The sequence below is a fragment of the Pseudomonas sp. EB271-G4-1 genome (genome assembly GCF_058791355.1).
In genome coordinates this window covers 12,486-36,719 of record NZ_JBYTEO010000008.1, presented here as the reverse complement: position 1 = coordinate 36,719, position 24,234 = coordinate 12,486, and the positions used below count along the sequence as shown (strand labels likewise).

Annotated in this window: 18 protein-coding genes and 1 pseudogene; 8 read left to right on the top strand and 11 right to left on the bottom strand. The window is 54.3% G+C overall.

What is annotated here, in order from left to right; translation table 11 throughout:
• Positions 1–184: 184 nt before the first annotated feature.
• Together AC3WWR_RS06095 and AC3WWR_RS06090 are read left to right on the top strand one after the other, a co-directional pair.
• Entirely contained in the window at positions 185–1,570 is a 1,386-nt protein-coding gene (locus AC3WWR_RS06095) for a hypothetical protein (protein ID WP_020797636.1), read from the top strand.
• A gap of 168 nt (positions 1,571–1,738) precedes the next feature.
• Complete coding sequence (locus AC3WWR_RS06090; RefSeq protein ID WP_256228284.1) at positions 1,739–2,236, top strand: hypothetical protein; 498 nt, start codon at positions 1,739–1,741, stop codon at positions 2,234–2,236.
• Positions 2,237–2,686: 450 nt separating this feature from the next.
• Here AC3WWR_RS06090 and AC3WWR_RS06085 read toward each other — a convergent pair whose 3' ends face one another.
• Positions 2,687–4,066 (bottom strand): DUF6035 family protein, encoded by a 1,380-nt coding sequence (locus AC3WWR_RS06085; protein WP_020797634.1) that lies wholly within the window; start codon positions 4,064–4,066, stop codon positions 2,687–2,689.
• Between the two features lie 121 nt (positions 4,067–4,187).
• Positions 4,188–4,910 (bottom strand): HEPN domain-containing protein, encoded by a 723-nt coding sequence (locus AC3WWR_RS06080; RefSeq protein ID WP_020797633.1) that lies wholly within the window; start codon positions 4,908–4,910, stop codon positions 4,188–4,190.
• 197 nt (positions 4,911–5,107) lie between these two features.
• Here AC3WWR_RS06080 and AC3WWR_RS06075 point away from each other — a divergent pair, with 197 nt between their 5' ends.
• Complete coding sequence (locus tag AC3WWR_RS06075) at positions 5,108–6,340, top strand: RES family NAD+ phosphorylase (protein ID WP_219736431.1); 1,233 nt, start codon at positions 5,108–5,110, stop codon at positions 6,338–6,340.
• Positions 6,341–6,369: 29 nt separating this feature from the next.
• Here AC3WWR_RS06075 and AC3WWR_RS06070 read toward each other — a convergent pair whose 3' ends face one another.
• Positions 6,370–7,044: a hypothetical protein gene (locus AC3WWR_RS06070; RefSeq protein ID WP_256228281.1), complete on the bottom strand. Its 675-nt coding sequence runs from the start codon at positions 7,042–7,044 to the stop codon at positions 6,370–6,372.
• A 1-nt stretch (position 7,045) separates the two neighbouring features.
• Positions 7,046–7,216, bottom strand: coding sequence for a hypothetical protein (locus tag AC3WWR_RS06065; protein ID WP_020797630.1), 171 nt, complete (start codon positions 7,214–7,216; stop codon positions 7,046–7,048).
• Positions 7,217–7,987: 771 nt separating this feature from the next.
• On the opposite strand from AC3WWR_RS06065, the gene AC3WWR_RS06060 reads away from it, so the two are divergent.
• Entirely contained in the window at positions 7,988–9,145 is a 1,158-nt protein-coding gene (locus AC3WWR_RS06060; RefSeq protein ID WP_020797629.1) for a hypothetical protein, read from the top strand.
• A gap of 121 nt (positions 9,146–9,266) precedes the next feature.
• Here AC3WWR_RS06060 and AC3WWR_RS06055 read toward each other — a convergent pair whose 3' ends face one another.
• From AC3WWR_RS06055 to AC3WWR_RS06025, 7 genes and pseudogenes are all read right to left on the bottom strand, one after another.
• Positions 9,267–9,782 (bottom strand): hypothetical protein, encoded by a 516-nt coding sequence (locus AC3WWR_RS06055; RefSeq protein WP_020797628.1) that lies wholly within the window; start codon positions 9,780–9,782, stop codon positions 9,267–9,269.
• Complete coding sequence (locus AC3WWR_RS06050; protein ID WP_020797627.1) at positions 9,779–11,917, bottom strand: site-specific integrase; 2,139 nt, start codon at positions 11,915–11,917, stop codon at positions 9,779–9,781. Before AC3WWR_RS06050 ends, AC3WWR_RS06055 begins: the two co-directional genes overlap by 4 nt.
• Positions 11,917–14,367 carry a tyrosine-type recombinase/integrase gene (locus AC3WWR_RS06045; RefSeq protein WP_020797626.1) on the bottom strand — a complete coding sequence of 817 codons (2,451 nt, stop codon included), beginning with the start codon at positions 14,365–14,367 and terminating at the stop codon, positions 11,917–11,919. Before AC3WWR_RS06045 ends, AC3WWR_RS06050 begins: the two co-directional genes overlap by 1 nt.
• Positions 14,364–15,656, bottom strand: coding sequence for a tyrosine-type recombinase/integrase (locus AC3WWR_RS06040; RefSeq protein ID WP_256586034.1), 1,293 nt, complete (start codon positions 15,654–15,656; stop codon positions 14,364–14,366). The genes AC3WWR_RS06045 and AC3WWR_RS06040 overlap by 4 nt, the downstream gene beginning before the upstream one ends.
• A gap of 114 nt (positions 15,657–15,770) precedes the next feature.
• Positions 15,771–16,295 (bottom strand): annotated as a pseudogene (nadE, locus tag AC3WWR_RS06035) (NAD(+) synthase); the annotation flags it as partial.
• Positions 16,296–16,309: 14 nt separating this feature from the next.
• A complete protein-coding gene (gene pncB, locus AC3WWR_RS06030; RefSeq protein WP_020797623.1) occupies positions 16,310–17,515 on the bottom strand; it encodes a nicotinate phosphoribosyltransferase in 1,206 nt (401 codons plus the stop codon).
• Between the two features lie 76 nt (positions 17,516–17,591).
• Positions 17,592–18,479 carry a LysR family transcriptional regulator gene (locus tag AC3WWR_RS06025; protein WP_020797622.1) on the bottom strand — a complete coding sequence of 296 codons (888 nt, stop codon included), beginning with the start codon at positions 18,477–18,479 and terminating at the stop codon, positions 17,592–17,594.
• A gap of 175 nt (positions 18,480–18,654) precedes the next feature.
• On the opposite strand from AC3WWR_RS06025, the gene amaB reads away from it, so the two are divergent.
• The 4 genes from amaB (at position 18,655) to AC3WWR_RS06005 (ending at position 24,233) form a co-directional block, all read left to right on the top strand.
• Positions 18,655–20,145 carry an L-piperidine-6-carboxylate dehydrogenase gene (amaB, locus tag AC3WWR_RS06020; RefSeq protein WP_020797621.1) on the top strand — a complete coding sequence of 497 codons (1,491 nt, stop codon included), beginning with the start codon at positions 18,655–18,657 and terminating at the stop codon, positions 20,143–20,145.
• Positions 20,146–20,300: 155 nt separating this feature from the next.
• Positions 20,301–21,584 (top strand): L-pipecolate oxidase, encoded by a 1,284-nt coding sequence (gene amaA, locus AC3WWR_RS06015; RefSeq protein ID WP_492598561.1) that lies wholly within the window; start codon positions 20,301–20,303, stop codon positions 21,582–21,584.
• A 362-nt stretch (positions 21,585–21,946) separates the two neighbouring features.
• On the top strand, positions 21,947–23,080 hold the full coding sequence (locus AC3WWR_RS06010; protein ID WP_020797619.1) for a branched-chain amino acid ABC transporter substrate-binding protein: 1,134 nt from the start codon (positions 21,947–21,949) through the stop codon (positions 23,078–23,080).
• Positions 23,081–23,318: 238 nt separating this feature from the next.
• Positions 23,319–24,233 (top strand): ABC transporter permease subunit, encoded by a 915-nt coding sequence (locus tag AC3WWR_RS06005; RefSeq protein ID WP_008058951.1) that lies wholly within the window; start codon positions 23,319–23,321, stop codon positions 24,231–24,233.
• The last annotated feature ends 1 nt before the right edge of the window (position 24,234 follow it).

The window sequence follows — 24,234 nt, the reverse complement described above, 5'->3', positions numbered from 1 at the left end:
CCATCTACAAAGCCCGGCCTCACAACTGGGCTTTGTTGTTTCTGCACTCCTTGCTCATCTGGCGAGGCAAGGAAATAGAGCCATTGTTGGAGGCGTGCTCGGCCATGGAGATTGGCCTGCAAAGGCTGGTGGCAGTTTGATTGTGCAGCGCTTACCCTCCGTGCAATGCATGGAGGAAACGACTATGGATCTGATTCGTCAAATGGAGTACTCGCGTATCAAGGCGTTCTACAGGCTGCTGGTCGACAGGCTTGGCGAGCAGGCCTGGGCTAAGCGCAAGGCTGCCTATGAGGCGCGCGTACGTGAGAAGGAATATAACCTGAATCTTGCACTTCCGATCGAGCCTCAGCTCTTCGAGCCTGAAGACGGTGATGTGGACTGGTACATCTTGGCATGCGAGCTGGCCTATGACGTGCAGCAAAGCGATTCCGCCTATAGCAGTAAGCGCGTTTATCCTTATGCCCTGGCGATTGGCTCTGTCGCTGAGCAAGTCCGCAACATTCCGAACGTAGATAGCGTTATGGACAAAATGTTGGCGAACAACAACCAGCCCGACACCCAGCTCTTTGAGCTGTTGACCGCCTCGTTCTACCTGAAAAATGGATACAAGGTTTCCTTTCTTCCGGAACTGAGCATCACCTGGCCGGACGGAAAGACCAAGAAGACACCCGATCTACTCGTTCAAACAGGTGAAGAAGGCTTTTATGTCGAGTGCAAGCGAGCTGCTCAGCAAACTAGATACTCGCTGGATGAGCGGAATGCTTGGGCTCAAATCTGGGCGGTACTGAGCCTTCACATGTTGAGGGTCGCGCCATGGAGCATTGTTGATATCACTTTCCATGACCAGGTCAAACATGCGTCGGCAGAGGAAGTGATCAGGGTTGTGGATTTGGTACTTCAGAAGGGCGGAGGCCGGGTAAGAAACGGATCGATCAGTGTCGAATTGCGCTGGGTTGATCGGGGGCCTCTTGAGCGTCATTACCGTCGCTTCTCAGTCCGACCCAACTGCCCACAGCATGAGTTTTTGGTGTTCGGTGACGTAGACAGCAATGAAAAGCGCAGCATTGCAACGATCGCAGAAAGCATCGTGCGCGCCGGCACTCCCGATAGCATTCTCAACATCTTTGTCCAGGACGTTGCTAACTGCGTGGCTGCTCAGTGGCGCTGTGATCATGAGATATCGCTCGGGCTACGTTCGAAGCACTTCAAAAGCCTAATCAACGACGCGGTGACTCAGATTCCACCGGACAAACCTGGAGTCGTTCACGTGTTCTATGAAACCCGCGATGGCATTGCGATTGAGGAGATGAGAAGAGCGAAAAACATCGACAACATCGCGAACTACGATGCGTCCGGTACAACTGTGGCGGGCGTGCTCATGCACGCCGTGAACTATTACCCCTTGGAAAATGGTTACCAGTGGGCTGAAACCACGCAGGACTTCGCCCGCGTCCCTAATTTCATGGATATTTACCCTGTGCAAACCTTGATGCTCTCCTCTGGGGCTGCGCGTGAAGTCGAGGGTGATACCCATTGGCGGCAGGACAAAGCCTCTAAAAAGCCGCGATAGTGCTGTAATAGAGCTTTGGCTTAAGGTAGTGACACCTACCCCCAGCGTCGCCAACCCGAGGTCGTTGTAAGGTCTGGCAGAGCAGGGCAGGGCGGTCAGAATGACCATTAAAATCTGTGGCAGAATGGCGACGCCCTCAGGGACTAGCCACCACTGGATGAAGAACACTTGTCAGCATTGATGCCCCTTGTGCCGCTGTTTGATTACGCGACCCTGGACAAAGAGGTTTGCGTACCGCACCCAGTCACTGGTTTGCTCAGCTATGGCTATATCGAACCCTACAGTAGTCGTAACCTCACGTTGCCCGGTGGCGAGATCTACCTGCGGGTAGGCAAGCATCATGGTTTCAGTAAAGGCTTTGGTGTTCGCCATATCTGGGAAGGTCACGGTCATGAACTGGTCGGTGCTGGCTGCCCGAAGATCGAAGATGTCCCGGCTTTCGTAGCGGCAATTCTGTCGCAGGGGGCGCAGATTCTTTGCGAGGGGTATCAAACCCGTGATGGTTACCGTTTGACGATTGTGAGGGGCGCGAAGGGGGTTGTGATCCTCTCCCCACAGCTGGATGCCGAAGGCGAGAATTTCTATTCTGTAGTGACCGCTTACAAGGTTCTGAAGAAGCAGAGCGCGATGAAGGTCGGCACGCTGAAAGCAAAAAAGGCGCCGTAGGCGCCTTTTTAGAGAATTCATTGAGGGCTGGTAGTCGCAGCGCTTGCTTAGCACGTCCAGGCAGAGCTGCCTGAAAGGGGTCGGAAGCTAACCATTGTTGCCGGTTACCGCTACCGCACAGGTGGCGACCTGCGCAATCCACACTGATCTGCCAATATCGCCATGATCCAGATCAGCCCTGCTCTTATTGAGCCCTCGTGATCATTCTTGAGCAACGAGGGTCACTATGTCAACACAGAAAGTGGAAATTACTTCGGCAACCGCCCAGGTTTTGGGCTGGAGCGCCCCCGTCAAGCTGCTTGACGAGGATCACGCTGCAGAGCGCTCGCAGGCTATCGGCAACCATCTATCATAACGCTTCCCCCGCAGGATGCGGCAGCGAAGTCGACGTTCGGCCAAGATACTCTAGAACCCTTCCATGCGCCCCCGGTTCGCAGTGCTCTTCGCGGGTTACCAATCCCTGGCTTGGGCGAGCTTCTCGGTAATCTCGGGAACGAGGAATGCGATCAGTCGGTTGAGGCTGGGATCTTGCCGGAACGCCTCGTCATGATTCCTCATACCGTCCTTGATGACCTCAATGCGCCGAAGCCACGTACCTTTGGTGTCCTGCTCCTTCAGCAGATGCTCGGTATCGCATAGTTTGAGCGCCCAGCCAAACGGGTAGAGGTACTGCTTGTAGTGGTCGAACGCAGTGTTGGCAACGTTCAGTAAGCGCGGCAGGTTGTAACCGACAGGCCGGCCAAAGCGGGCGCTCAGCATCAGTGAAATCGCTCCATGAAATTTGCCCGTGCGGTAGTCCGTTGGCAGGTGCAAGCGCGGTAAAGCAACGCGCATCTTTTCCCGCAGAATAACCCAGGCGGCATCCGTTTCCCGGCAATCATTTGGGGCATGTTCGAACCAGAAGTCATAAAACGCCTGGCGGGCTTTCGAGATATCCAATGAGCTTTCCAACTCGGCACGAATGGCATCGTAGTCCTTGAAGAACACCTTCTGTGCCTTGGTATCTACAGTTAGCTGGTAGAGGAAAACCTCCTCCATCACCCACTCGTTGATGATCGTCTTGCCCCTCAGGTGCGGTACCGCATACCAGCAATCCATGGCCATGTGTTTCGCGTGTCGCGATCGCTCCAGTGTTGCCTCATTCACGATGAAGACGTTGTGGTTGTTCAGGTAGAAGATGTCTTCCTCGGAGGTTCGAGTGATGCTTGGATCGAAGCTCTGGAATACCCAGACCATGCCGCCGTTGTTCATTCGGTAGAATTCGCGCCGGCCTACGATCTCGGTTAGATAGGTGGTCGAGAGCTGCACCTCGAATGCCAGTCGCTGGCCGGCGTGTTCTACCTGCACATCCGGCTTGCGCCACTGCGCTCGGTCAGCAAGCCGCATGCCCTTCCAGACAGCTTCCACTTGCGGCTCGCTGCAGTTTTCATCGGCAATCAAGCTGTCTCGAATGATGCTCTTGAGCCTGAGGTGAGCAGAGCTTTCCTTGGCTGCGTTGTACTTAATGCAGTTGATCTGCTCAGCACTGAGTTGGCCACGCGTGGAAATCGAACACTTCTGCTCGACCTCCTCTCGCGGGTGGTGGCGGAAGTGAAAACGCCGACCTTTGGTGCGTACCAGGATGACCGGCGCCGAGCATAACTGGCAGACCAGCCAGGGTTCTTCGGGATTGCGTGCATACCTGCTGGCCAGCTCGCCCCGGTCTTTGATGACCAGGCTCAGCTCGCGGCTCAGGAAAACCTGCAGGTCGACGTTTTCGCCGTTCTCCATGTCGAGGATCTCGGTCAGGAGCATGGTGTCGGTGGGCTGTGCGATTTCATGGGTGAACATACGGCTTCCTTTCGTGGGGTCTCCTAACCAGCCTCCGGAAATCAGCGGCCCGCTGCCACCGAACCCTTTACACTTACTCACACCCTGATTTGCACACGGTCAGCGTCCACTGGTGCGCCATCTAGAAATCAGCGGACTCTCGTTCGCAGGCGGCATTATCGATCCTGGATTTCAGCTCTTCAGCAAATTCACGAATGGTGCGTATTGCCTGTTTAACCTCTTCCGTAGTGAGCTCGATCGGCTGATCGTCGACAGTCTTACCATTGCGGTGGACGATGTCATGGCGCTTGCTGCAGATGCGACCGATCTCGCCCACCTCCAAGCTGTCCATGTGTTTGCCAAACATCGCACCCAGCACCTCTTTCACCGTTCCGACGTTGTGCAGCGTCAGCTCCTTCAGTGTGGTGAGGACGATGCTCTCCACGAGCTTGGGCTGCTCGGCAACCTCCTTGAGGTTGATCGTGCGCGTACTCAGCTTCCGGTACCCAGCCACCAGATTGATCAGCAGCCCCTTGTCACTAACGACGAGCTTGCAAACGACAGAACTGATAAGCGCCTCCATCAAGGTCACGGCATGGGCATACACAAGCTTGTTCAGTGTATCGGTGTGCTGCTCACTATCGCCAAGCGTCAATAGGCTGGATGCGGTCGCAAGGTCTTCGGGAAAGTTGAGGAAAAACTCGCTATGCGTATGCCGGTTCAGCCATTGGAACTCAGCTTCTTCCTCTTCTCCGTCAAGCATGGCTGAGTACTCGGCGGCCAGCTCCGCCCAGCGCTCATCATCCTTGTCGATGTCGATTCCATATACCTGTTTGATCCCCTCAATGCAGCCTTGCTGTTGCAACTCGAAGAAGTGTTCCTTGACGCTGCTAATACGATGTCCTGTCCTGTGACGTTCATGGAGGGGTGTCGCTGTGCGTGGAAGCTCACGCAACGGATCGGCAAATCAGGTGTTGGTCTGCGGATGATCATCAGCGATCATGCCGAGCTTCCACGTACTTGTACTTTGCCACCATTATGCAAAAGGACGATGAGCACGCGATGGCTGAAAATGTAAATGTGTGTTCCGAGTGTGCATTCGATTCTTTTCTTGGCGAGCAGATCCGGCTCAAAGGTAGCGCCGTTGTGTGTGGGCTCTGTAACTCGACGCGTACGTGCTCACCGCTCAGCGAGATCGTTACCTGCGTGGAGGACGCCCTCGGTAAACACGTTTGTGTAGGAACTCACCGTCACGTTGGTGGCGACGGCGACTTCTTCGTAACGCATGGCGATAACATCGAGCACTGGATCATCTCGATGTTTGGTTGTTCAGCTAGTGAGCCAATCGTGGGCGCGGTTTGCAGCAACCTGACGTCCTTCCGGCGCGACGACGAATACCTGAAGAGGTCTTCCACACATGATCATATTGGCTTGAAATGGGGAGAGTTTGAGGAAGGTGTAAAGCACGGCAGTCGCTTTTTCAATCAGCAAGCCAGAGAATACTTAGACTGGCTATTCGAAGGGCTGCATAAGTACTCAGAAGAGTCAGAGGCTCTGTCTGTGGTGCGCGTGCTGACTCCTGAAAACGCTCCACCAATTTACCGCGCCCGCACCTGCATGACGTCGTCAAGCGTTGATGAAATCAGCGCCGATCCCGCGACCAAGCTCGCGGCGCCGCCTAAGGCGCTGGCAGGCGAGGGGCGAATGAACCCCAATGGCGTACCGGCATTTTATGGTGCCTTCAAGCGAATAACCTGCGTGGCTGAACTTCGACCTCCGGTAGGTGGGACTGTCGTCAGCGGGGAGTTCAGATTGAACAAATCGGTTAGCGTGCTGGACTTCGAACGATTCGAAAATGCCGATCTTGGGCTCGAGCCGAGCGTCTTCGATCCCGACTACTTCCGAAAGTCCGGGCGCAGGGAATTCCTCAAGTACCTGCACGATAAGATCACCGCACCAGTGCTCCCAGGATCGGAGAGAAATTATCTGGTATCTCAGTTCATCGCCGAATACCTGGCCACCTGCGTAGAGCCTCGTATCGATGGCGTCATCTTCAAGTCGGTTCAGGATCCCTCGGGAAGTAACATCACCCTGTTCTCGCATGTCGTCTGCGTAGAAACGGCATTGCAGTGGGAGTTCGACGGCAGCCATGGAGTGCGGGGGCCGAGACAATCTGACCCCCCTCGCATTGCGTATGTAAACGCAAGCCTCGTTCAGCACTCTATCAAAGCAGTGGAGTACCGCCCCATCGATAAAGCCCTCTCGGAGAGGGCTCAGGGCTGCGAGAGTATTTAGCCGGGGCGTTGCAGCAGCCAGGCGGCTGCTTAGCGGGTTGAGGTTACTGGCGTCGATGCTGACGCCGACTCGACTGGCAGGTCGGCTTTCGGGGCGGGTCTGATCAAGATGCCGACGCCGAAGGTTTCGGCCAAACCGGAAATGATCCGTTCCTTCGTACTCTGTGCGAAGTCGTCGCGGGTGACGCTGGACGCCGCCCCGAACAGAACAAGGATGACGATAAGGGTCGTGAGTGCATTGCCTACGACACCGCCGATGCCTCCAAAGAACAGCGCTTTGGAGCCATGTAAGAACTGCTCGAATTTCGACTCAGGCTTGTGCCGCTTGATGAAAAGCCAAAGCTCAGCCTTGTACTGCTCCTCCATCTCATCCAGCTTGTCCTGGATAGCCTGAGCCAGATAATCGTTGAACAGGTTGTTGGCGGTGTCTTTGTACATATCCACGGCAGGTAATTCTGCACAATGGACGTGGTTGCGGACTTCCGCGTCGCTGGGCTGCCTTTTGTTTCGCGACGCGAATTGCTGGAGATACTGCTGCTTGCTCTGCTTGTACATACAATAGGCGAGCTGCCCCACGATGTCATCGGGGTTCTCGACCAGCTTTTCGTACATGACATTGTGCTCCACCACCGACTCGTCGTCGTTGGCGGAGGGCTTGGGTAGGAAGGGCTTGGGAGGCGCTTTTTTGGGGCCTTTCTTACGCATCCTATCGAGAAGCCACACGCTTGACCTTCGCGAAGCGAGCGTTGATGGTGGCTGCACTCTCTGTGCTCAGACCGCGCGCAAAGGCACTCACAGCCTTTTTAGAGCTGTGGCGTTTCAAGACTTTGGACACAAGGTCGTTTTTGCCCATAAGGCTTTTGAGGAAAGCAGTCATAAATCCTCCTGATTCATAGGGCATTGTACACCAAACCCCGCAGCCTACCAACGGAGCGGAGGAACGCTGCGCCCTCTGCAGACGACCGTTCAGTGGCTGCCACGCAGGTAGATTAGGTGAAGCGCTATCTCTTATCAACGTCTGCTACCCGGTGCGCTGATGGAAAGCTCCACGAACTGCGTCTGGTAGAGCTGGCCAATAAGAATCAATGCACCGCCCAGAATATACGGCGGGCGGGGCGTATCGCAGCAAAGCCGATTTCTGCGGAGCCACCCCGGAGCGGATTCACGAGATCTTCATGTCCTCAGAGTGGCAAGCGGGTAGGCGGGATGGAGGCTGATGGTTATTTGACCAGATCCTAAATCTCCACAGGACGTAGCCAGAGAATCTCTGGGCGTGTTCGCTCGTCCGTACCTTTGGTGTATGTCGATGACTTGATGGATGATTCTAAAATCATCTACCCACGACGCTGACCCTTCTAGAGCCCATCGCACGTACTGTGCGGAAGCATATCAATCGATCTCTATTTTGCTCCTGAGCAAACAGCCTAGGGCATGTAAACTATCGAAAATTCCCCCTCCTGAATGATAGTGGCACAAATCTTTTTTGGGGGACGCGCTTGTGCCATCATTCCGTTCCGGGCAGCGCTTATCAGAAATTGAAGCGTATTGTCCTAAGCCTGCAGCTTGTCTTCTCCAGATCTATTGGGGCAGGAATTTTGACCGTTGAGCTGAATGATTCGGCTTTGTGTTTTGATGTCTAGGAGCGGAAATGAGTGGGCTCTCATCGTCAGTAGAAAATAGGTTGAGTAAGTTCCAGCCACCAGTAGACCATAAGGAATTTGAAAGGTTATGCGTAGACGTCTTTGAGTTTATCCTCAAGGCGCGAAATATTAAAATATTAAGTAAGTTGCACAATCGCGTGCACGCGTATGGGACTACCGGGGACAAGCAGTATGGTGTTGATGTAAGAGATCCGGCCACTATGGCTGTGGCGCAGTGTAAGAGGCAGGTTGACATAACTACAACCACGCTTCAGCGTGAGCTTAAGCTGCTCATGGAGTACGAAAAGGACGTTTCGCACTATTTTTTCTTGATTAGTCATTCGGATGTCAAAAAGTCATTGTCTGATTGGGTGGAAAAGAAAAATACCAAGGCGAAAGCAGAGCGTGATGACTCCACACCTTTTCCCTGCCTTCCTTCTGTTGCATTGCCAGAGCTGCACATACTAGGTTGGGATGAAATCAGGAGCTACCTTGGTCAAAGCACATTCCTGCTGTGGAAGTGGCAGGTGTCAATACCAGTCGGTCAAAACTTTCATCTGGATGGTTTAGATATTAATGGTCTTGATCGGGAAGTTAGAAGATTCAAGGATGAAATTGATCCCGCTGAAACACCTCTCTCTCAAGAAGCGATTGATGCAATTGAAAGCTTACTCTCAACAATCGACATTGAACGAATTCTTACTATAGGTGCTGGCCCGCTGATTGACGTAAAGGTAGTTAATGGAATCGGTACCTTTATAAATGAACTGGCTGAAACCTATAGAGTCATCCGCACATATCCCGAAGCCATCAGAAAAATCGATAAAAGAGACTTGATAGTAGTAGAGCAGGGGTATTCGTTACTTAATGATTTGGCTAGACAGAAGGCGCGGATTTCTGCGTATCCATACCTGCGAAGGATTCTATTTGCTTGCCAAGCTCTCCGTTGGTGCTTGACTCGACCTGAGTGCTATATGTGGGAGCCTGAAGAAGTCATTGACGAATGTGGAGATCAGCATGTGGTGGACGGCGTAACTCAGTTACGATTCAACTTTACCAAAAAGGAAAGTACATACTATGGAATAGCTTACACTGATCCAAAGGAAGTAATTAAGCTGACTGGGAAAATTGTCAAGGGGATAAGGTATCTCACTTCTTTTAGTTGAGGGCCCACCTAGGTATCTAATGGTGTAGTCGGTGTTAAATTAGCCTTTGGAATGTGTTTTTTGGCAGTGCCCGCCCCCACCGCTCGATTTTGCTTGAGGGCGGGGGGCTGAAGTCGCAATATCATTTAGCTGGCGACAGATTTCGCTTCAAGAATGTGAGTTCTTCTTCCTGCAAGGCGAGCGCGTCCTGCAGCTTACTGATTTCATATGTTTGCTTATTGATATTTTCTAAGTGTTCTCGTGATTGTTTCATGTAGAAATTTCTGCTCGCTTCGGTTTCTTTAAGCTTTTTGATCAGCGAGTTATTGCTATTGCGAGCGTCCTGAAGCTGTGTGAACCAATAAATAACCTCAAGCCGACTTAGCTCCAGAAGCTCCTCTGGTGTTTTTTGGCCAGCCTTGATAATAGCGTCATCTTTCTTTTGCTGAACGCGATTTTCTTTGATTACGTTAAGTTTCTCTAGTGGCCATTTGCGGTTATAAATGGTATTTCGATGCACACCAGATAGCTTGGCCAGCGATGAAACAGACGCAGATAGTGAAGAATCCTTTTCTAATTTACGCAGCGCCTCATTAAGTTGTCGCGTTACTGCCTCAAATAATTCTTCGTTCTTTTCATCGTATGGAGAAGAGCTCATACTACCAACTCCTCGCCCAATCCTTGCAGTACCGCCTCAGCCTCAGCGATTGCCGCCTTCATCTGCGCAATCGATTTCGCAAAGCCACCATAAATAAGCTGATCGGATGACTTGACCTCCGACTCGAGCTTTCTGACTGCAATCGTGTTTTGCACATAAATCTCGCGCCACTTGGGTGCATTGGCCTTGGTGACCACAGCGTTTTTGCAGCGATATGGGTTGCACCGAAGCGAACCGATACAAGGGAGCGATGCGTCGAAGTCCTCTGTAGCGTCGCCATAGCAGTAGCCTTGACCCACGTTGATGATCGCAAAGCCGAGCTCAACCATCCGATCAAAGATTTCGTCTCTGGTGTAGCCTGCCTCAAGATAGCCTTGGAAGTATTTCTTCAATCGCTCCCGATGGGCTCCGGCATTTTCACCCACGTAGCCGCCATCGGGATCGCAGGCATTCATGATGAATTCTTTTTCGGCATCGTGCCGAATGGCATTTGCGGCGTCGCGCCCCGCGTCGGAGGTGAGTGCTGAGCCGATATTGCCATAGTCAATCGTGACGGCGCTTAGGCGGTTTTGCCCAATGCCACTCACAAGATTTCCAAAATGCTTCAGTTGGTAGGAGATGAAAGGAAGTCCTACGGAAGCACGAAACATTTGATGCGCCAGGGAGTGACGCAGGGTATAAGCGGAGACATCAAGAGTTTCTAGTTCTTCGAAATCTAAGACTTCTGATAGGAACGCCCACAAAGTGTGGTCAAAATTTCCGATCGAATTTGCGCTTCCCTGTTGCCCAGGGGCCACGGTATTCATATTGGCTATCAAGTACGGGTTCTGCTTGAACCGGTTTAGTATTTGTAGTGTCCTTACGGCATCCATGACGATAGGAATCGCTGCCCATTTATCGCCAAAAAGTTTTCCAAACGCCTCGCGATTTTTAATGACTGTGCTCAGGATTAAATTGTGACCAAACTCACTTGTCGTTAGGCATCCTTGCGCCATTATGCCTGAGAGCTCGGATGGCCTCATGCCAGTGTATTGAGCGATTATGTAATATGCGCTGTTGCTGATGTGTGTAATGTACTGATAAAAGTCCTCATCCATCTTAGCCTTGGTCAATTTGCAGATGGCTTCCTTATCCTTAAACATTCCTTCACGTTGGAGAGACCAGTATTCTGGGTCGCTGTAGTAAAGGAACGGTTCGATTTCTTTTCCTGTATATCCTCTAGAAGTCAGACGAATGGCTACATAGATGTCAAAATTTTTCTTGGTGAGTTTGGCTATGGCTGCAGCGTCGTAACCACTAACCTTTACTCGTTCAAGGCCATCTTTGTCACAAACAGGTTCCTTCAACGCTTTCAGGAAGTCGACAACCGCGAAAGTGGCTTTGCGTGAGCATTTCTCAAAGATGTGGTTGTCAAAATGTTTTTGTTTTTTACGGATTTTAGGATCAGTAATGCTGTTTTGTGGCCACTCCAGAGTATGCATTTCTACAAAAGGCAGTGGCTTCGCAAACAGATTTTCGAGTAAAAAATGTGAGCGTAGGAGTGTGAATCCTAAATTCGTGACGTTCCGAAAAGCACGATCGTATACTTTGGCTTCTACAGCATAATCATCTTCACCGAAGTCTGCGAGGCTGTAGTAAGAAAGCTCGAAATATTCATCGCCCTGTTCACAACGTTTGCGAGCACACATTTTATCAATGAACGGGATGACTGACTTGAAAATATCGATGATGGTGTGCGGCTTTAAAGTTTTAAGCCTTTCTCCAGTTCGAATGGCCCCTGGCATTTGAAGTGCGCAGACGAATGCAATTTTCAACTCGAAGAGAATCGTTGAGTTAAGGTTTTTGTAGTTCCCAAAGTCAATCCTAGACTTTGAGCCCTGAATATTTCTCGCCAGAAGATGCGGTTCGTCATTGAAGTCCCATACCAAGTCCCTGATGACGCTGAGCTTACTCACGGGAAGATTCATAAGTGCATTGTGGATCGCAACAGGGTCGTAGCCGACGCTGGGCTCACCATGGCTGAGTTGGCCGGAGCTACTAAGTCCTTCGGCAAGAACGTTCTGAGCACTGAGTAGGCACAGGAATTGATCTCTTGCCGGTTTAATCTGGTAGATAAGGGTATCGAGCGAAGTCATCAAAGGGTCATACCTTCTACCAGGGTGCTTGTAATGATGTGTTCAGATAGTCGCTCGGCATACTCCAGTTGCTCGATATCGAAACCCTGCGCCGACGGTGTCAGGATGGAGTTCAGCGTTTCTAGGTTCTCCCGGATGATTCGCCCATAGGGAGTTTGCGCGACGGCGCTGGTCTCCATCATCGCGTTATAGTCCCTTCGCATAGCGAACAGGTCAGGCAGGTTAGAGACCGTAATGATGCTGTTTCGGCAGGAAAGGCATTTGTTCAGAAGCGAGCATGGGTTCCCTTCCTTATAGCTTGGCGATTTCCTGATCTCTGGTGGGGGATCGTAGACATTTCGACACTCGACCAGTCCAGTGCTGATGGTGACTGCTGGGGAGCTGAGGTCGTTTGGGGTATCGATGTTGGTCTTGGGAGCGTTTACGCTGCTCGCTTCATCCAGCACGAATTCCTTGTGTATCTTCAGCAAAGCTTCATCAACCACTTTCTGCGCGGTTTTGCTGAACTCTAACTGGTCGAGGTAGTTGATCGTGGTGGAGATGCTTCGATGGCCGAGAATCATTTGAATCTCACGCAGAGAAACACCCTGATCGACCAGTTCTGCTACAAGGCTAGGCCTTAACCTTGAAGCAGAGATTGCCATGTCGTCACCATTGTCTTTCTTCAAGTTATGATCTTTAGCAAACCGATTCATCACCAGGTTGATGATGTTGGAGTTCTCAATCGATTTGATCTCGCGATACTCGGATCTTTTCAAGGATTCATAAATAAAAAGCTTCTCTCTAACGGGAGGGGCAGCGCGGTCACGGATGTGACGAGTTAAGTAGATCACATCGTTGAAGATCTTCTCGACTTCAACGCTCTGAGCAACACTAAGCCAAGTGACGTCAGCATCCATGAGATCAAGGCCAGCATTCATGAGATCAAGGTGGTAGAGTTTTTCTCCGCCTGATCGCTCCTTCCAGTAGCGCAGGTAGGGCCGCTTGGTGATTTCATGGCATTTGATGAAGTCATCCACATCCAGAGATTTCACAGAGTCGGCATTGAGTCCTGTTACTTGTGCTAAGCGGATTAAATAGGGGGCGAGTAATCTGGATGTATATTCGTAGATGACACCCCAGCTCTTATAGATATCGATGATGCCAAATTCTGAATAATCCAGGATTTTGCAAAAAGCTTTCTCGTAGAAGTTATTTTGGTCAGCAAATGCACGGCTAAGGCGTTGGCAGTTGAGTTTGTTTTCAAAAATCCATCTGGCATTTTCTAGTGTGCCAAGGCCGCTCTGAATATGACCTTTAGCATTGACGGGGTCGCAGCCGCCATTAAACTGCTGGTAATCCGCCGCGAGTCGATTGGTTTCCTGGATTTCTAACTCGCAGGCCTCTTTGATTCTGATTCGCTCTGGAGAAGTATAGGGGCGATACTCATCGGTGCTTCTGCTTGTTTCGAACCCTTGAGTGTCCACAAAACTACTGAAGCCAATTCCTTTGATTTTCAACGAGCGCTTTAACATTTTGCGTGTGCATGAAATGGCATTGTCAGCTATATGCGATGTCGTTGCCCCAATGCTAAGTTGCTCTACCATGTAGTTTCGAAGCCGAGTCAAGTAGTTTGGCGTGATGCATTGCAATGCATGCTCAGTGCCGGTGTAGCCAACTTCTTGCAAGTGTTGACTGACATACCTGAAGCCTTCGACAAAATTGCGCTGCCCAGACTCAGACCTGGTAGCCATCGATGCTGCGGCAAACATGTGGAAGATTTGAATGAATGGGCGTGCGGGGTCAACCGGTACCAGGTCTTCGACATGCGAGAGCGGGATTGATCGCAGCGTATTCAGCTGCTTTTCCCAAGTCTCACCTTTTGGGAATTGCTCTTTCTTTTCGTCGATCTCAAGATTTCGCTCAGCAACTGTTTTGTAATTGGCGTCTACGACACCGCGTTTTTCTAGATCTAACAAGATGTCGCTGAAGGTTTGCTCTACAAGTGGGATATTCAAACGTGCCCACTTGAGATTTCCCATTCCCGGTACATTCTGGAGGCATCTGCGGACTGAAATGGTATTGCTTACAATCGGGATGGCTTGCTTCTCGGCATCCGTCATACCTTCATACCAGCACAGCAGCTTGCGACGCCATTCATTGGCAATCGAATTATGCCCGGGGATAATAATTTCCTCATCAATCATTCTTTGGATGACTGAATTTAGGATTGCGGTTCTCGTTTTGAAGACGCCATAGGATGTGTCCAGCTGGGTCTCTAAATAAGTGGGTGCGATAGCCGGCTCGCCCTTTTGATTAAGCTGCACATTAAGAAGGCTTGACCGGCTGGATTTGATCTTTTCGGCCCACGAGTCGATCTCTTTCGTGATATCGGCCTCCAAGCGCTTCTTGCGCTTTATCGGCTCTTGGGCGGCCTCTGTAAGTTCGCCTTCAGGAGATTCATATTTCATTTTTTGTCTCCTGTACGGATTCGCTTGGTAGTTCTTTCACGGAGTAGTTCCATCTCGCTGGCTTTGGTCTTTTCCACGGAATTAGGGTCGGCGAGCTTTTTATACAAATCATGAGGGATCAGCGTGTAACCCTCAGATGTCGTCTCCCGATTGTGCCCATACGACTTCGTGAGCGTAACGAGACGATCGACGTAATCATTGCCTAGGTCAGGGCTGTTGAGAATCGCGTATGCGCCGCCGTGGCGCAGCTTGTGCGGCGAGATGAGCCGCCTGGTTTTCCTCGCATTCCTGGCCCGCTTGGCGACGCGGTCAAAGAGCTTCTCGATGCTCTTGGTCTTGTAGGGCTCACCATGTGAGTTGAAGAACGCGGGTGTTTCTTCTGGAGTCGGGTATCGATTAGCAGAGCGCCGGTATAGAGGAGTCCTGTGGTAGTTCTCGATGCGTTCCAGCGTCGTCCGGCTGACCAGCGTCACACGCGGCTTGATCTGATTCTTTCTGCCCTTGCTCCCTTGGATATGGAGCGGGCAGTACTCCGCCTTCAACGGTCTTGCGTGAGACAATCCTGCGGTGATGAACTGCAGCTTCTGAAAGTCGAGCGCATCTCGTACCGCCTGCAGCGTAACGCGAGGTACTTCTGACTCCCGCATTCCAGTGTCGTATACGGCCTGGATCAGGCACCGCTCACGCTCCGATTCAGCGTGTAGGATCAACTGCTCCAGCTCATCCATGCTGCAGGGTTGAACGATACCCAGGGTGTTTGCTTTGCCACTCCAAATTAGGCCTGTCTCGTAGGGATTGTCCTCTCGGAGCGCCGGGCTCTCATCAAACTGCTTGCATAGAAACGTTGTGAACAGGTGATGATGGGCTGAGTCCCTTCCTTTAATTGTTTTGGGCGCAAGGCCTGCAGTGTTCAGGCCGGCCAGATAACTCTCAAGCCTACCTATAGTGACGCTCAACAACGCTTCGTCTCGGTCACTGCTCTCAAACTCCACCTGGGTCTTCAGGTCATCCAGAAGGTACCCAATACGGTACGCGTAGGACTTGGTGCTGGCATCAGCCAGTAGGTTATTCCGGTAGTTGCGGCAGAGATATTCCGAGGTCAGGGGTTGGAGTTGCTCGCCACTCCCTATCAACACGCACCCGGTGACCTTCACTTCGAGATGTTGAGCTTCAGGTTGGGACAAGAACTGCTCCCGATACTTGCCTTCAGTCAGGACAGAATTTCTTAGGTCTAGGAGCTTTCCCTTGACTGCAACCATCTTCATCAACGCACCACCTTCGGTTTCCATTTCAATCAGTTGAGGAACCAGCGGTGTGCATTATGAGTGGGGAGATAAGGTAAGGGGAAGTGGGTAGGACGGGGGGTACAGAGGGTGTTGTGCAGTTTAGTGTAGGGGGGTAGAAATCACCGCTTCCGCGGCATGATCGGTGCCGATCACCAGGCCATGGGCCGCGCCGGCGATGGTGTACTGGGCGACCATGCGCATGCGCGCCTTGGTGTTGCCGAGCACGAAGTCCACCGACACCGCGTGTTTGCCTTCGAACGCCGCGACTTCGTTGGCCAGGGATTTGACCGCCGGGCCGATGTTCACCGTGTGGCGCTCATCCGGCTTGATGAAATCCACGGAGGCCTGGGCGTCATGTTCATCGAACTGGGTTTCGTACGGCAACCGCACGGCGATGAATTTGTAGGCGGCATCACCGCTGCGCTGACGCAGTTCACGGACCGCACGCTGGGCCAGCAGCCCGGCAGTCAGCGAGTCGACGCCGCCACTGATGCCCAGCACCAGTGTCTTGAGCCCGGAATTGACCAGGCAATCCTGGATGAAGGTAACCCGCCGGGCGACTTCCGCTTCGAGGGCGGCTTCGTCGGCGAACGGCGGTTGAACCTTGAGCTGTTCAGCAATCTCACGCTGTACGGCTTGCATGAATTCACTCCTTGCTAGAGGGGGGCAGGAACTTGGAAAACGTGTCGCAGATAAGCGACGAAATTCGGGTCTTTGCAGTGAGTCTTGCCGGGCTCGTCGGAGATCTTCGCCACCGGCGCGCCGTTGCAGGCGGTCATTTTAAGCACGATGCTCATCGGTTCGACACCCGGAATATCACACGTCAGGTTGGTGCCGATACCGAAGCTGACGTTGATTCGACCCCGCAACGCCCGAAAAATCTCCAGGGACTTGGGCAGCGTCAGGCTGTCGGAAAAGGTCAGCGTCTTGCTCATGGGGTCGATGCCGAGCTTGTGGTAGTGCGCGATGGCTTTTTCCGCCCATACCACCGGATCGCCCGAATCGTGGCGCAAACCGTCGAACAGTTTGGCGAAAAACAGGTCGAAATCACCCAGGAATGCATCGATGGTGATGCAGTCGGTCAGCGCAATCCCGAGCAGGCCACGGTATTCGCGGACCCAGCAATCGAGGGCGGCGATCTGGCTGTCGATCAGCCGCGGGCCGAGTTGCTGGTGGGCCATGATCCATTCGTGGGCCATGGTGCCCAGCGGTTTCATGTCCAGTTCCCGGGACAGGTGCACATTGCTGGTACCAACGAAGCGCCCGGGGAAATCATGCTTGAGCACGTTCACCACTTCTTCCTGCACGCGGTAGGAAAAACGACGACGGGTGCCGAAATCGGCTACCTGCAATTCGGACAATTCGTCGCTGCTGGCGTTGGCGGTCAGCCAGTCGAACTTGCGATAGAGCTGCTCGCGGGCCTGTTCTAGGACAATCTCCCGATAGCGATATCGGTTACGCACCTCACTGACGATTGCCAGAATCGGTACCTCGAACAGGATCACGTGCAACCACGGCCCCCGCAAACGGATGAACAATTCGCCGTTTTCGATGCCGGTGTGGATATAGCGCAGGTTGAAGCGAAACAGCCCGAGAAAACGCAGGAAATCCGGCTTCAGGAAGCTGATGCGCTCCAGAAAACTCAATTGATCGGCGCTCAGGCTCAATTCGGCCAGCCGTTCGATCTGGAAGCGGATCTCTGCCAGATAGGGGCGCAAATCTTCGCTGTTACGGCAACGAAATTCCCATTCGACCTCTACGTTCGGGTAGTTGTGCAGCACCGCCTGCATCATCGTCAGTTTGTAGAAGTCGGTGTCGAGCAGGTTCTGCACGATGCGATCGGCAAACACACTCTCGCTCATAACGGGGGTTCTCCACATGGAATAAGGCTAGTGGCGCATATCGGTGGTGGGTATTGCCAGCGATTTTTGCACCGCCCTACACCTGCTCCAGCATCCACTTGACGAAATCGCGCACCTTGGGCACTTCCGCCGAATGTTCCGGGTACGCCAGGTAATAGGCATCGGTGCTGGGCATTGCATGCTGCCAGGGAATGACCAGTTTGCCGTCAGCCAGTTCCTCTTCCACCAGAAACCGTGGCAGCAATGCCACGCCGCAGCCGACTTGCGCCGCGCGGATGCACATGTAGAAGGTTTCGAAGCGCGGACCGTGGTAGCTGTGTTCGGTGTGGTAGCCCTGGCTGTCGAACCAGTCGTGCCAGGCCTGGGGACGGGAGGCGTTTTGCAGCAGGACCAGGTCGGTGAGTTGCGTCGGGTCGGTGAATGGCGTATCGGGCAGGCTGCCTGGCGCACAGACTGGCACCAGCTCTTCGCTGAACAACTTCAGGCATTCGGTACCAGGGCGAGAACCCTGGCCGAAGTAGAACGCCAGGTCGCTGCGCCCCTGTAGCAGGTCGTCGGCTTCCTGCTCATTGCACAGGTCCAGGTGGATCGACGGATGGCGCAGGCGCCAGCCCTTGAGGCGTGGCACCAGCCAGCGAGCGCCGAAGGTCGAGGGTGTCGAGACGCGCAAGACTTCGGTTTCACCACCGTAGGAACGCAGGTAATGGGTCGACATCTCGACCTGGGTGAGGATTTTTCGTACCTCCACCAGGTACAGATCGCCCGCTGGCGTCATTTGCAGGCGTCGGCGAACCCGGCGAAACAGCAGGTGCTGCAACAGCTCTTCAAGTTGCGCCACCTGTTTACTGACGGCGCTCTGGGTCAGGTTTAGCTCTTCCGCGGCCCGGGTAAAGCTCAGGTGGCGGGTCACGGCTTCGAAACACTGCAGTGCAGCGATCGAGGGCAAATAGCGTTTGTTCAGCATGGGCGGTCCTTTGTACTTGTCTCTTTATTGCCAACAATGCACAGCATGAATAAACGGAATGATATCTCTCTTAATGGTCGTTTGTTGAGTAACCTCGGTAGCGCTAAAACTACAGGTCTGATCAGTCGTGATTCGGCGGCTGCACACGTTCCGTTTTTTGCTTGAGGAGTGACCCATGGTTGCCGCATTGCTTGATCGTCTTGGTGTGAACCCGGCCCTGTACCAGAACGGCAAAGTGCCGGTGCATTCGCCAATCGATGGCAGCACGATTGCCGCCGTCAACTGGGAAGGTGCCGCTGAAGTCGAGCAGCACATCAGTCGTGCAGATCATGCATTCGAATTGTGGCGCAAGGTGCCGGCGCCGCGTCGTGGTGAGCTGGTGCGGCAACTGGGTGACATCCTGCGTGAATACAAGGCCGATCTCGGCGAGTTGGTGTCCTGGGAAGCGGGCAAGATCACCCAGGAAGGCCTGGGTGAAGTTCAGGAAATGATCGACATCTGCGATTTCGCCGTCGGCCTGTCCCGCCAACTGTACGGCTTGACCATCGCCTCCGAGCGTCCTGGCCACCACATGCGCGAAACCTGGCACCCGCTGGGCATCGTCGGCGTGATCAGCGCCTTTAACTTCCCGGTGGCGGTCTGGGCCTGGAACGCCACGTTGGCGCTGGTTTGCGGCAACCCGGTGATCTGGAAGCCGTCGGAAAAAACCCCACTGACCGCATTGGCCTGCCAGGCACTGTTCGACCGCGTGCTGAAGAATTTCAGCGATGCGCCACCGCACTTGAGCCAGGTGGTCATTGGCGGTCGCGATGCCGGTGAAGCCTTGGTCGATGACCCGCGTGTCGCGCTGGTCAGCGCTACCGGCAGCACCCGCATGGGCCGTGAAGTGGCGCCAAAAATCGCTGCGCGTTTTGCCCGCAGCATTCTCGAACTGGGCGGCAACAACGCGATGATCCTTGGCCCAAGCGCCGATCTGGACATGGCCGTTCGCGCGATCCTGTTCAGCGCCGTCGGCACCGCCGGTCAGCGCTGCACCACGCTGCGCCGCCTGATCGCCCATGAGTCGGTGAAGGAAGAAATTGTCACCCGCCTCAAGGCCGCCTACTCCAAAGTGCGTATCGGCCACCCGCTGGAAGGTAACCTGATCGGTCCGCTGATCGACAAGCAAAGCTTCGACAACATGCAGGACGCACTGGAGCAGGCGCTGAGCGAAGGCGGTCGGGTGTTCGGCGGCAAGCGTCAGCTTGAAGACAAATTCCCGAATGCCTACTACGTTTCGCCGGCCATCGTCGAAATGCCGGAGCAGAGCGATGTGGTCTGCCATGAAACGTTCGCACCGATCCTCTACGTGGTCGGCTACAACGATTTCAACGAAGCCCTGCGTTTGAACAACGCTGTACCGCAAGGCCTGTCCTCGTGCATCTTCACCACCGACGTGCGTGAAGCCGAGCAGTTCATGTCGGCGGTGGGCAGTGACTGTGGCATCGCCAACGTCAACATCGGCCCGAGCGGCGCGGAAATCGGCGGTGCGTTTGGTGGTGAGAAAGAAACGGGCGGTGGTCGTGAGTCCGGTTCTGATGCATGGCGCGGGTACATGCGTCGTCAGACCAACACCGTGAACTATTCGCTGGAGTTGCCGTTGGCGCAGGGCATTACCTTTGACTGATATTTCAGCGAGGCAGTGATCCCTGTGGGAGCGAGCCTGCTCGCGAATGCAATCTGTCAGTCGACATCAACGGTGACTGATAAACCGCTTTCGCGAGCAGGCTCGCTCCCACACTGATTTGTGTGTGTTGGTTAGGTTTCCGTTGGAGTCTGGCAATGCCGTTACGCGAAGAGTGTCTGTGGGAAAAACTGACGCCGCAAAGGCCCGACAACTCGGCGCTCAAGGGTGAGGTGAAAGTCGATGTCTGCGTCATTGGCGCAGGTTTTACCGGGCTGTCGGCGGCGGTGCATTTGTTGGAGCAGGGCAAAACGGTGTGCGTGCTCGAAGCACACCGCGCAGGCCACGGCGGTTCGGGGCGCAACGTCGGGCTGGTCAATGCCGGCATGTGGATTCCCCCGGACGAGATCGAAGCCGGGTTTGGCGAGGCCGTCGGCAGTCAGCTCAACCGAATGCTCGGCGCAGCACCTTCATTGGTGTTCAGCCTTGTGGACAAGTACAACATCGATTGCCAGTTGCGCCGCGAAGGCACATTGCACATGGGGCACAACGCCCGTGGCGAAGCTGACTTGCGCAGTCGTGAAGAACAATGGAAGCGCCGTGGCGCCCCCGTCGAATTGCTGACCGGTAAAGCGTGTGAGCAAGCGACAGGCACCAAGAAAATCGCCGCGGCATTGCTCGATCGTCGTGCTGGCACGCTCAACCCGATGGCTTACACCACCGGCTTGGCCAAGGCGGCAATGGGCCTGGGCGGTCAGTTGTTCGATCATTCCCCGGTGACCCGCCTCGAACGGCAGGGGCAACGCTGGTCGGTGCAAACTGCGCAGGGGTCGGTCCTGGCCGAGCAAGTGGTGATCGCTTCCAATGCCTACACCGAAGGTGACTGGACCGAGTTGCGACGCAATTTCTTCCCCGGTTATTACTATCAGGTGGCCTCGGTCCCGCTGACCGAAGACGCGGCCCGGCAAATCTTGCCCGGTGGCCAGGGTTCCTGGGACACCCGCCAGGTGCTCAGCAGCATTCGCCGGGACAAGGACGGGCGCCTGCTGCTTGGCAGTCTCGGCAATGGCAATCAGAAACCGGCCTGGTTTCTCAAGGCCTGGGCCGATCGCGTGCAGCAACATTACTTTCCTTACCTCAAGCCGGTGGAGTGGGAGTGCACCTGGACGGGGCGCATCGCCTTCACCCCGGATCACTTGATGCGCCTGTTCGAACCGGCAGCCGGAATAGTGGCAGTGACCGGCTACAACGGTCGGGGCGTGACCACCGGGACGGTGGTTGGCAAGGCATTCGCCGATTATTTGTGTAACGGAAATCCTCAAGCGCTACCCATTCCCTTCGCTCCAATGCAGCCACTGGCAGGGGTGGGATTGCGTAGTTGTTTATACGAGGCCGGTTTTTCGCTGTATCACGCAGGCCAGTGCCTGCGGATCGTGATCTGAATGTTGATTTTTGCTGTTGAAAGCGGCGCTTTTTTGATCAGCAGCTAGCCTGTAGTGGTGCGGGTTGTAGCAGTCCCGCACCAGCAGTGTGCACTTCGGTGACGCACGTTGTTACAGGCTGGTTGCACGTCGTTTAGTGCCGCGGTTGCAATGATGGCGCGGGCGGGTTGCGCCTCAAAAAAATAATGGTTTTACCTTCCGCGGTTTAGACGGTTGCACGCCCAATGAAAATGGGCCCGAGATAGTCGAAATAAGAATAAAGCAGCGACTTTTTTAAGAATAAAAAACCGATGGCACGGCCCTTGCTCTGAGCAATCAGTGAAGTCGCAGTGCCAATTAAAAAAACCATGGAGCACCACCTCATGTCCCAGACGTTTTACAAGAAAGGCTTTCTGGCCCTCGCAGTGGCAGCTGCTTTGGGTGTTTCTGCGTTTGCTCAGGCTGACATCAAGATCGGCGTAGCGGGTCCAATGACGGGCGCCAATGCGGCATTTGGCGAGCAGTACATGAAGGGTGCACAGGCAGCAGCCGATGCGGTCAACGCAGCGGGCGGCGTGAACGGGGAAAAAATCGTACTGGTCAAGGGCGATGACGCCTGCGAACCGAAACAGGCTGTGACGGTCGCCAAGGACCTGACCAACCAGAAAGTCGCCGGCGTGGTTGGCCACTTCTGCTCCTCCTCGACCATCCCGGCTTCCGAGATCTACGACGAAGCGGGCATCATCGCCATCACTCCAGGCTCCACCAACCCACAGGTGACCGAACGCGGCCTGAGCGCCATGTTCCGCATGTGCGGTCGTGACGACCAGCAAGGCATCGTGGCCGGCGACTACATCGTCGACGTGCTCAAGGGCAAGAAGGTCGTGGTTCTGCACGACAAGGACACCTACGGCCAAGGCCTGGCTGACGCCACCAAGGCCCAGTTGGTCAAGCGCGGCGTAACGCCAGTGCTGTATGAAGGCCTGACCCGTGGCGAGAAAGACTTCAGCACCATCGTGACCAAGATCCGTGGTGCCGGCGCTGACGTCGTCTACTTCGGTGGCCTGCACCCGGAAGCCGGTCCTCTGGTTCGCCAGTTGCGTGAACAAGGCCTGAAAGACGTCAAGTTCATGTCCGACGACGGCATCGTGACCGACGAACTGGTGACCACCGCAGGCGGTCCGCAATTCGTGGATGGCGTGCTGATGACCTTCGGTGCCGACCCACGCCTGCTCCCAGACAGCAAGACCGTGGTAGACGCCTTCCGCAAGGCCGGTACCGAGCCTGAAGGCTACACCCTGTACGCCTACGCTTCGGTGCAGACCCTGGCGGCTGCCTTCAACGGCGCCAAATCCAACAAGGGCGAAGAAGCGGCTGCGTGGCTGAAGAAAAATCCGGTCAAGACCGTCATGGGCGAGAAGACCTGGGACAGCAAGGGCGACCTGAAAGTCTCCGACTACGTGGTTTACCAGTGGGACAAGGATGGCAAATACCACCAGCTGGAAAAACAGAAGTAAGGGCTGACTCAATCACCTGAACCCACAGATCCTCGTGGGAGCGGGCTTGCCCGCGATGGCGGACTTGCAGGAGACAATTTTGTCGAATGTTCTACCGCTATCGCTGGCAAGCCAGCTCCCACAGGGGACGGTGTGGGCCGGGCTGATCGTGGCTGACATTGCTCCGACGTATATCTGTATTTTCCTTAGAAGAACCGCACCGGCAGGTGGACAGGTTCTCATTGCGTGAGATTGCGTTATGGATGGTATTTTCCTGCAGCAACTGGTCAACGGCCTGACCCTCGGGTCGGTCTATGGCCTGATCGCCATCGGCTACACAATGGTCTATGGCATCATCGGCATGATCAACTTCGCCCACGGCGAGGTTTACATGATTTCCGCTTACCTCGCGGCAATCAGTCTGGCTCTGCTGGCATACTTCGGTATTGAATCCTTCCCTCTGCTGATGCTCGGCACCCTGATCTTCACCATCGTCGTCACGGCGGTGTATGGCTGGGTCATCGAGCGCGTCGCCTACAAACCCCTGCGTAACTCCACCCGACTGGCACCGCTGATCAGCGCCATCGGTATTTCGCTGATCCTGCAAAACTATGCGCAGATCGCCCAGGGCGCCAAGCAACAAGGTGTTCCAACCTTGCTCAGCGGGGCGTGGCGCGTGGAAGTCGGCACAGGTTTCGTGCAGTTGACCTACACCAAGGTGTTCATCCTGGTCGCAGCGTTTGTCGGGATGGCCCTGCTGACCTACGTCATCAAGTACACCAAGCTCGGCCGCATGTGCCGTGCAACCCAGCAAGACCGCAAGATGGCTTCGATCCTGGGGATCAACACCGACCGGGTGATTTCCTATGTGTTCATCATCGGTGCAGCGATGGCGGCCCTGGCCGGCGTGCTGATCACCATGAACTATGGCACGTTCGACTTCTATGCTGGCTTCATCATCGGCATCAAGGCGTTCACCGCCGCGGTGCTCGGCGGGATCGGCTCACTGCCAGGCGCCATGCTGGGCGGGATCATCCTCGGGATTTCCGAGTCGCTGTTCTCTGGCCTGGTGAACTCGGACTACAAAGACGTTTTCAGCTTCTCGCTGCTGGTTCTCGTTCTGGTCTTTCGGCCCCAAGGCCTGCTCGGCCGTCCTCTTGTGTCGAAGGTGTAAG

What these genes read in the sequence shown, in the direction of transcription:
- AC3WWR_RS06095 (WP_020797636.1), top strand. Translation starts at nt 185, where the DNA reads ATGGATCTGATTCGTCAAATGGAGTACTCGCGTATCAAGGCGTTCTAC.
- AC3WWR_RS06085 (WP_020797634.1), bottom strand. Translation starts at nt 4,066, where the DNA reads ATGTTCACCCATGAAATCGCACAGCCCACCGACACCATGCTCCTGACC.
- AC3WWR_RS06075 (WP_219736431.1), top strand. Translation starts at nt 5,108, where the DNA reads ATGGCTGAAAATGTAAATGTGTGTTCCGAGTGTGCATTCGATTCTTTT.
- AC3WWR_RS06070 (WP_256228281.1), bottom strand. Translation starts at nt 7,044, where the DNA reads ATGCGTAAGAAAGGCCCCAAAAAAGCGCCTCCCAAGCCCTTCCTACCC.
- AC3WWR_RS06065 (WP_020797630.1), bottom strand. Translation starts at nt 7,216, where the DNA reads ATGACTGCTTTCCTCAAAAGCCTTATGGGCAAAAACGACCTTGTGTCC.
- AC3WWR_RS06060 (WP_020797629.1), top strand. Translation starts at nt 7,988, where the DNA reads ATGAGTGGGCTCTCATCGTCAGTAGAAAATAGGTTGAGTAAGTTCCAG.
- AC3WWR_RS06055 (WP_020797628.1), bottom strand. Translation starts at nt 9,782, where the DNA reads ATGAGCTCTTCTCCATACGATGAAAAGAACGAAGAATTATTTGAGGCA.
- AC3WWR_RS06050 (WP_020797627.1), bottom strand. Translation starts at nt 11,917, where the DNA reads ATGACTTCGCTCGATACCCTTATCTACCAGATTAAACCGGCAAGAGAT.
- AC3WWR_RS06045 (WP_020797626.1), bottom strand. Translation starts at nt 14,367, where the DNA reads ATGAAATATGAATCTCCTGAAGGCGAACTTACAGAGGCCGCCCAAGAG.
- AC3WWR_RS06040 (WP_256586034.1), bottom strand. Translation starts at nt 15,656, where the DNA reads ATGGAAACCGAAGGTGGTGCGTTGATGAAGATGGTTGCAGTCAAGGGA.
- pncB (WP_020797623.1), bottom strand. Translation starts at nt 17,515, where the DNA reads ATGAGCGAGAGTGTGTTTGCCGATCGCATCGTGCAGAACCTGCTCGAC.
- AC3WWR_RS06025 (WP_020797622.1), bottom strand. Translation starts at nt 18,479, where the DNA reads ATGCTGAACAAACGCTATTTGCCCTCGATCGCTGCACTGCAGTGTTTC.
- amaB (WP_020797621.1), top strand. Translation starts at nt 18,655, where the DNA reads ATGGTTGCCGCATTGCTTGATCGTCTTGGTGTGAACCCGGCCCTGTAC.
- amaA (WP_492598561.1), top strand. Translation starts at nt 20,301, where the DNA reads ATGCCGTTACGCGAAGAGTGTCTGTGGGAAAAACTGACGCCGCAAAGG.
- AC3WWR_RS06010 (WP_020797619.1), top strand. Translation starts at nt 21,947, where the DNA reads ATGTCCCAGACGTTTTACAAGAAAGGCTTTCTGGCCCTCGCAGTGGCA.
- AC3WWR_RS06005 (WP_008058951.1), top strand. Translation starts at nt 23,319, where the DNA reads ATGGATGGTATTTTCCTGCAGCAACTGGTCAACGGCCTGACCCTCGGG.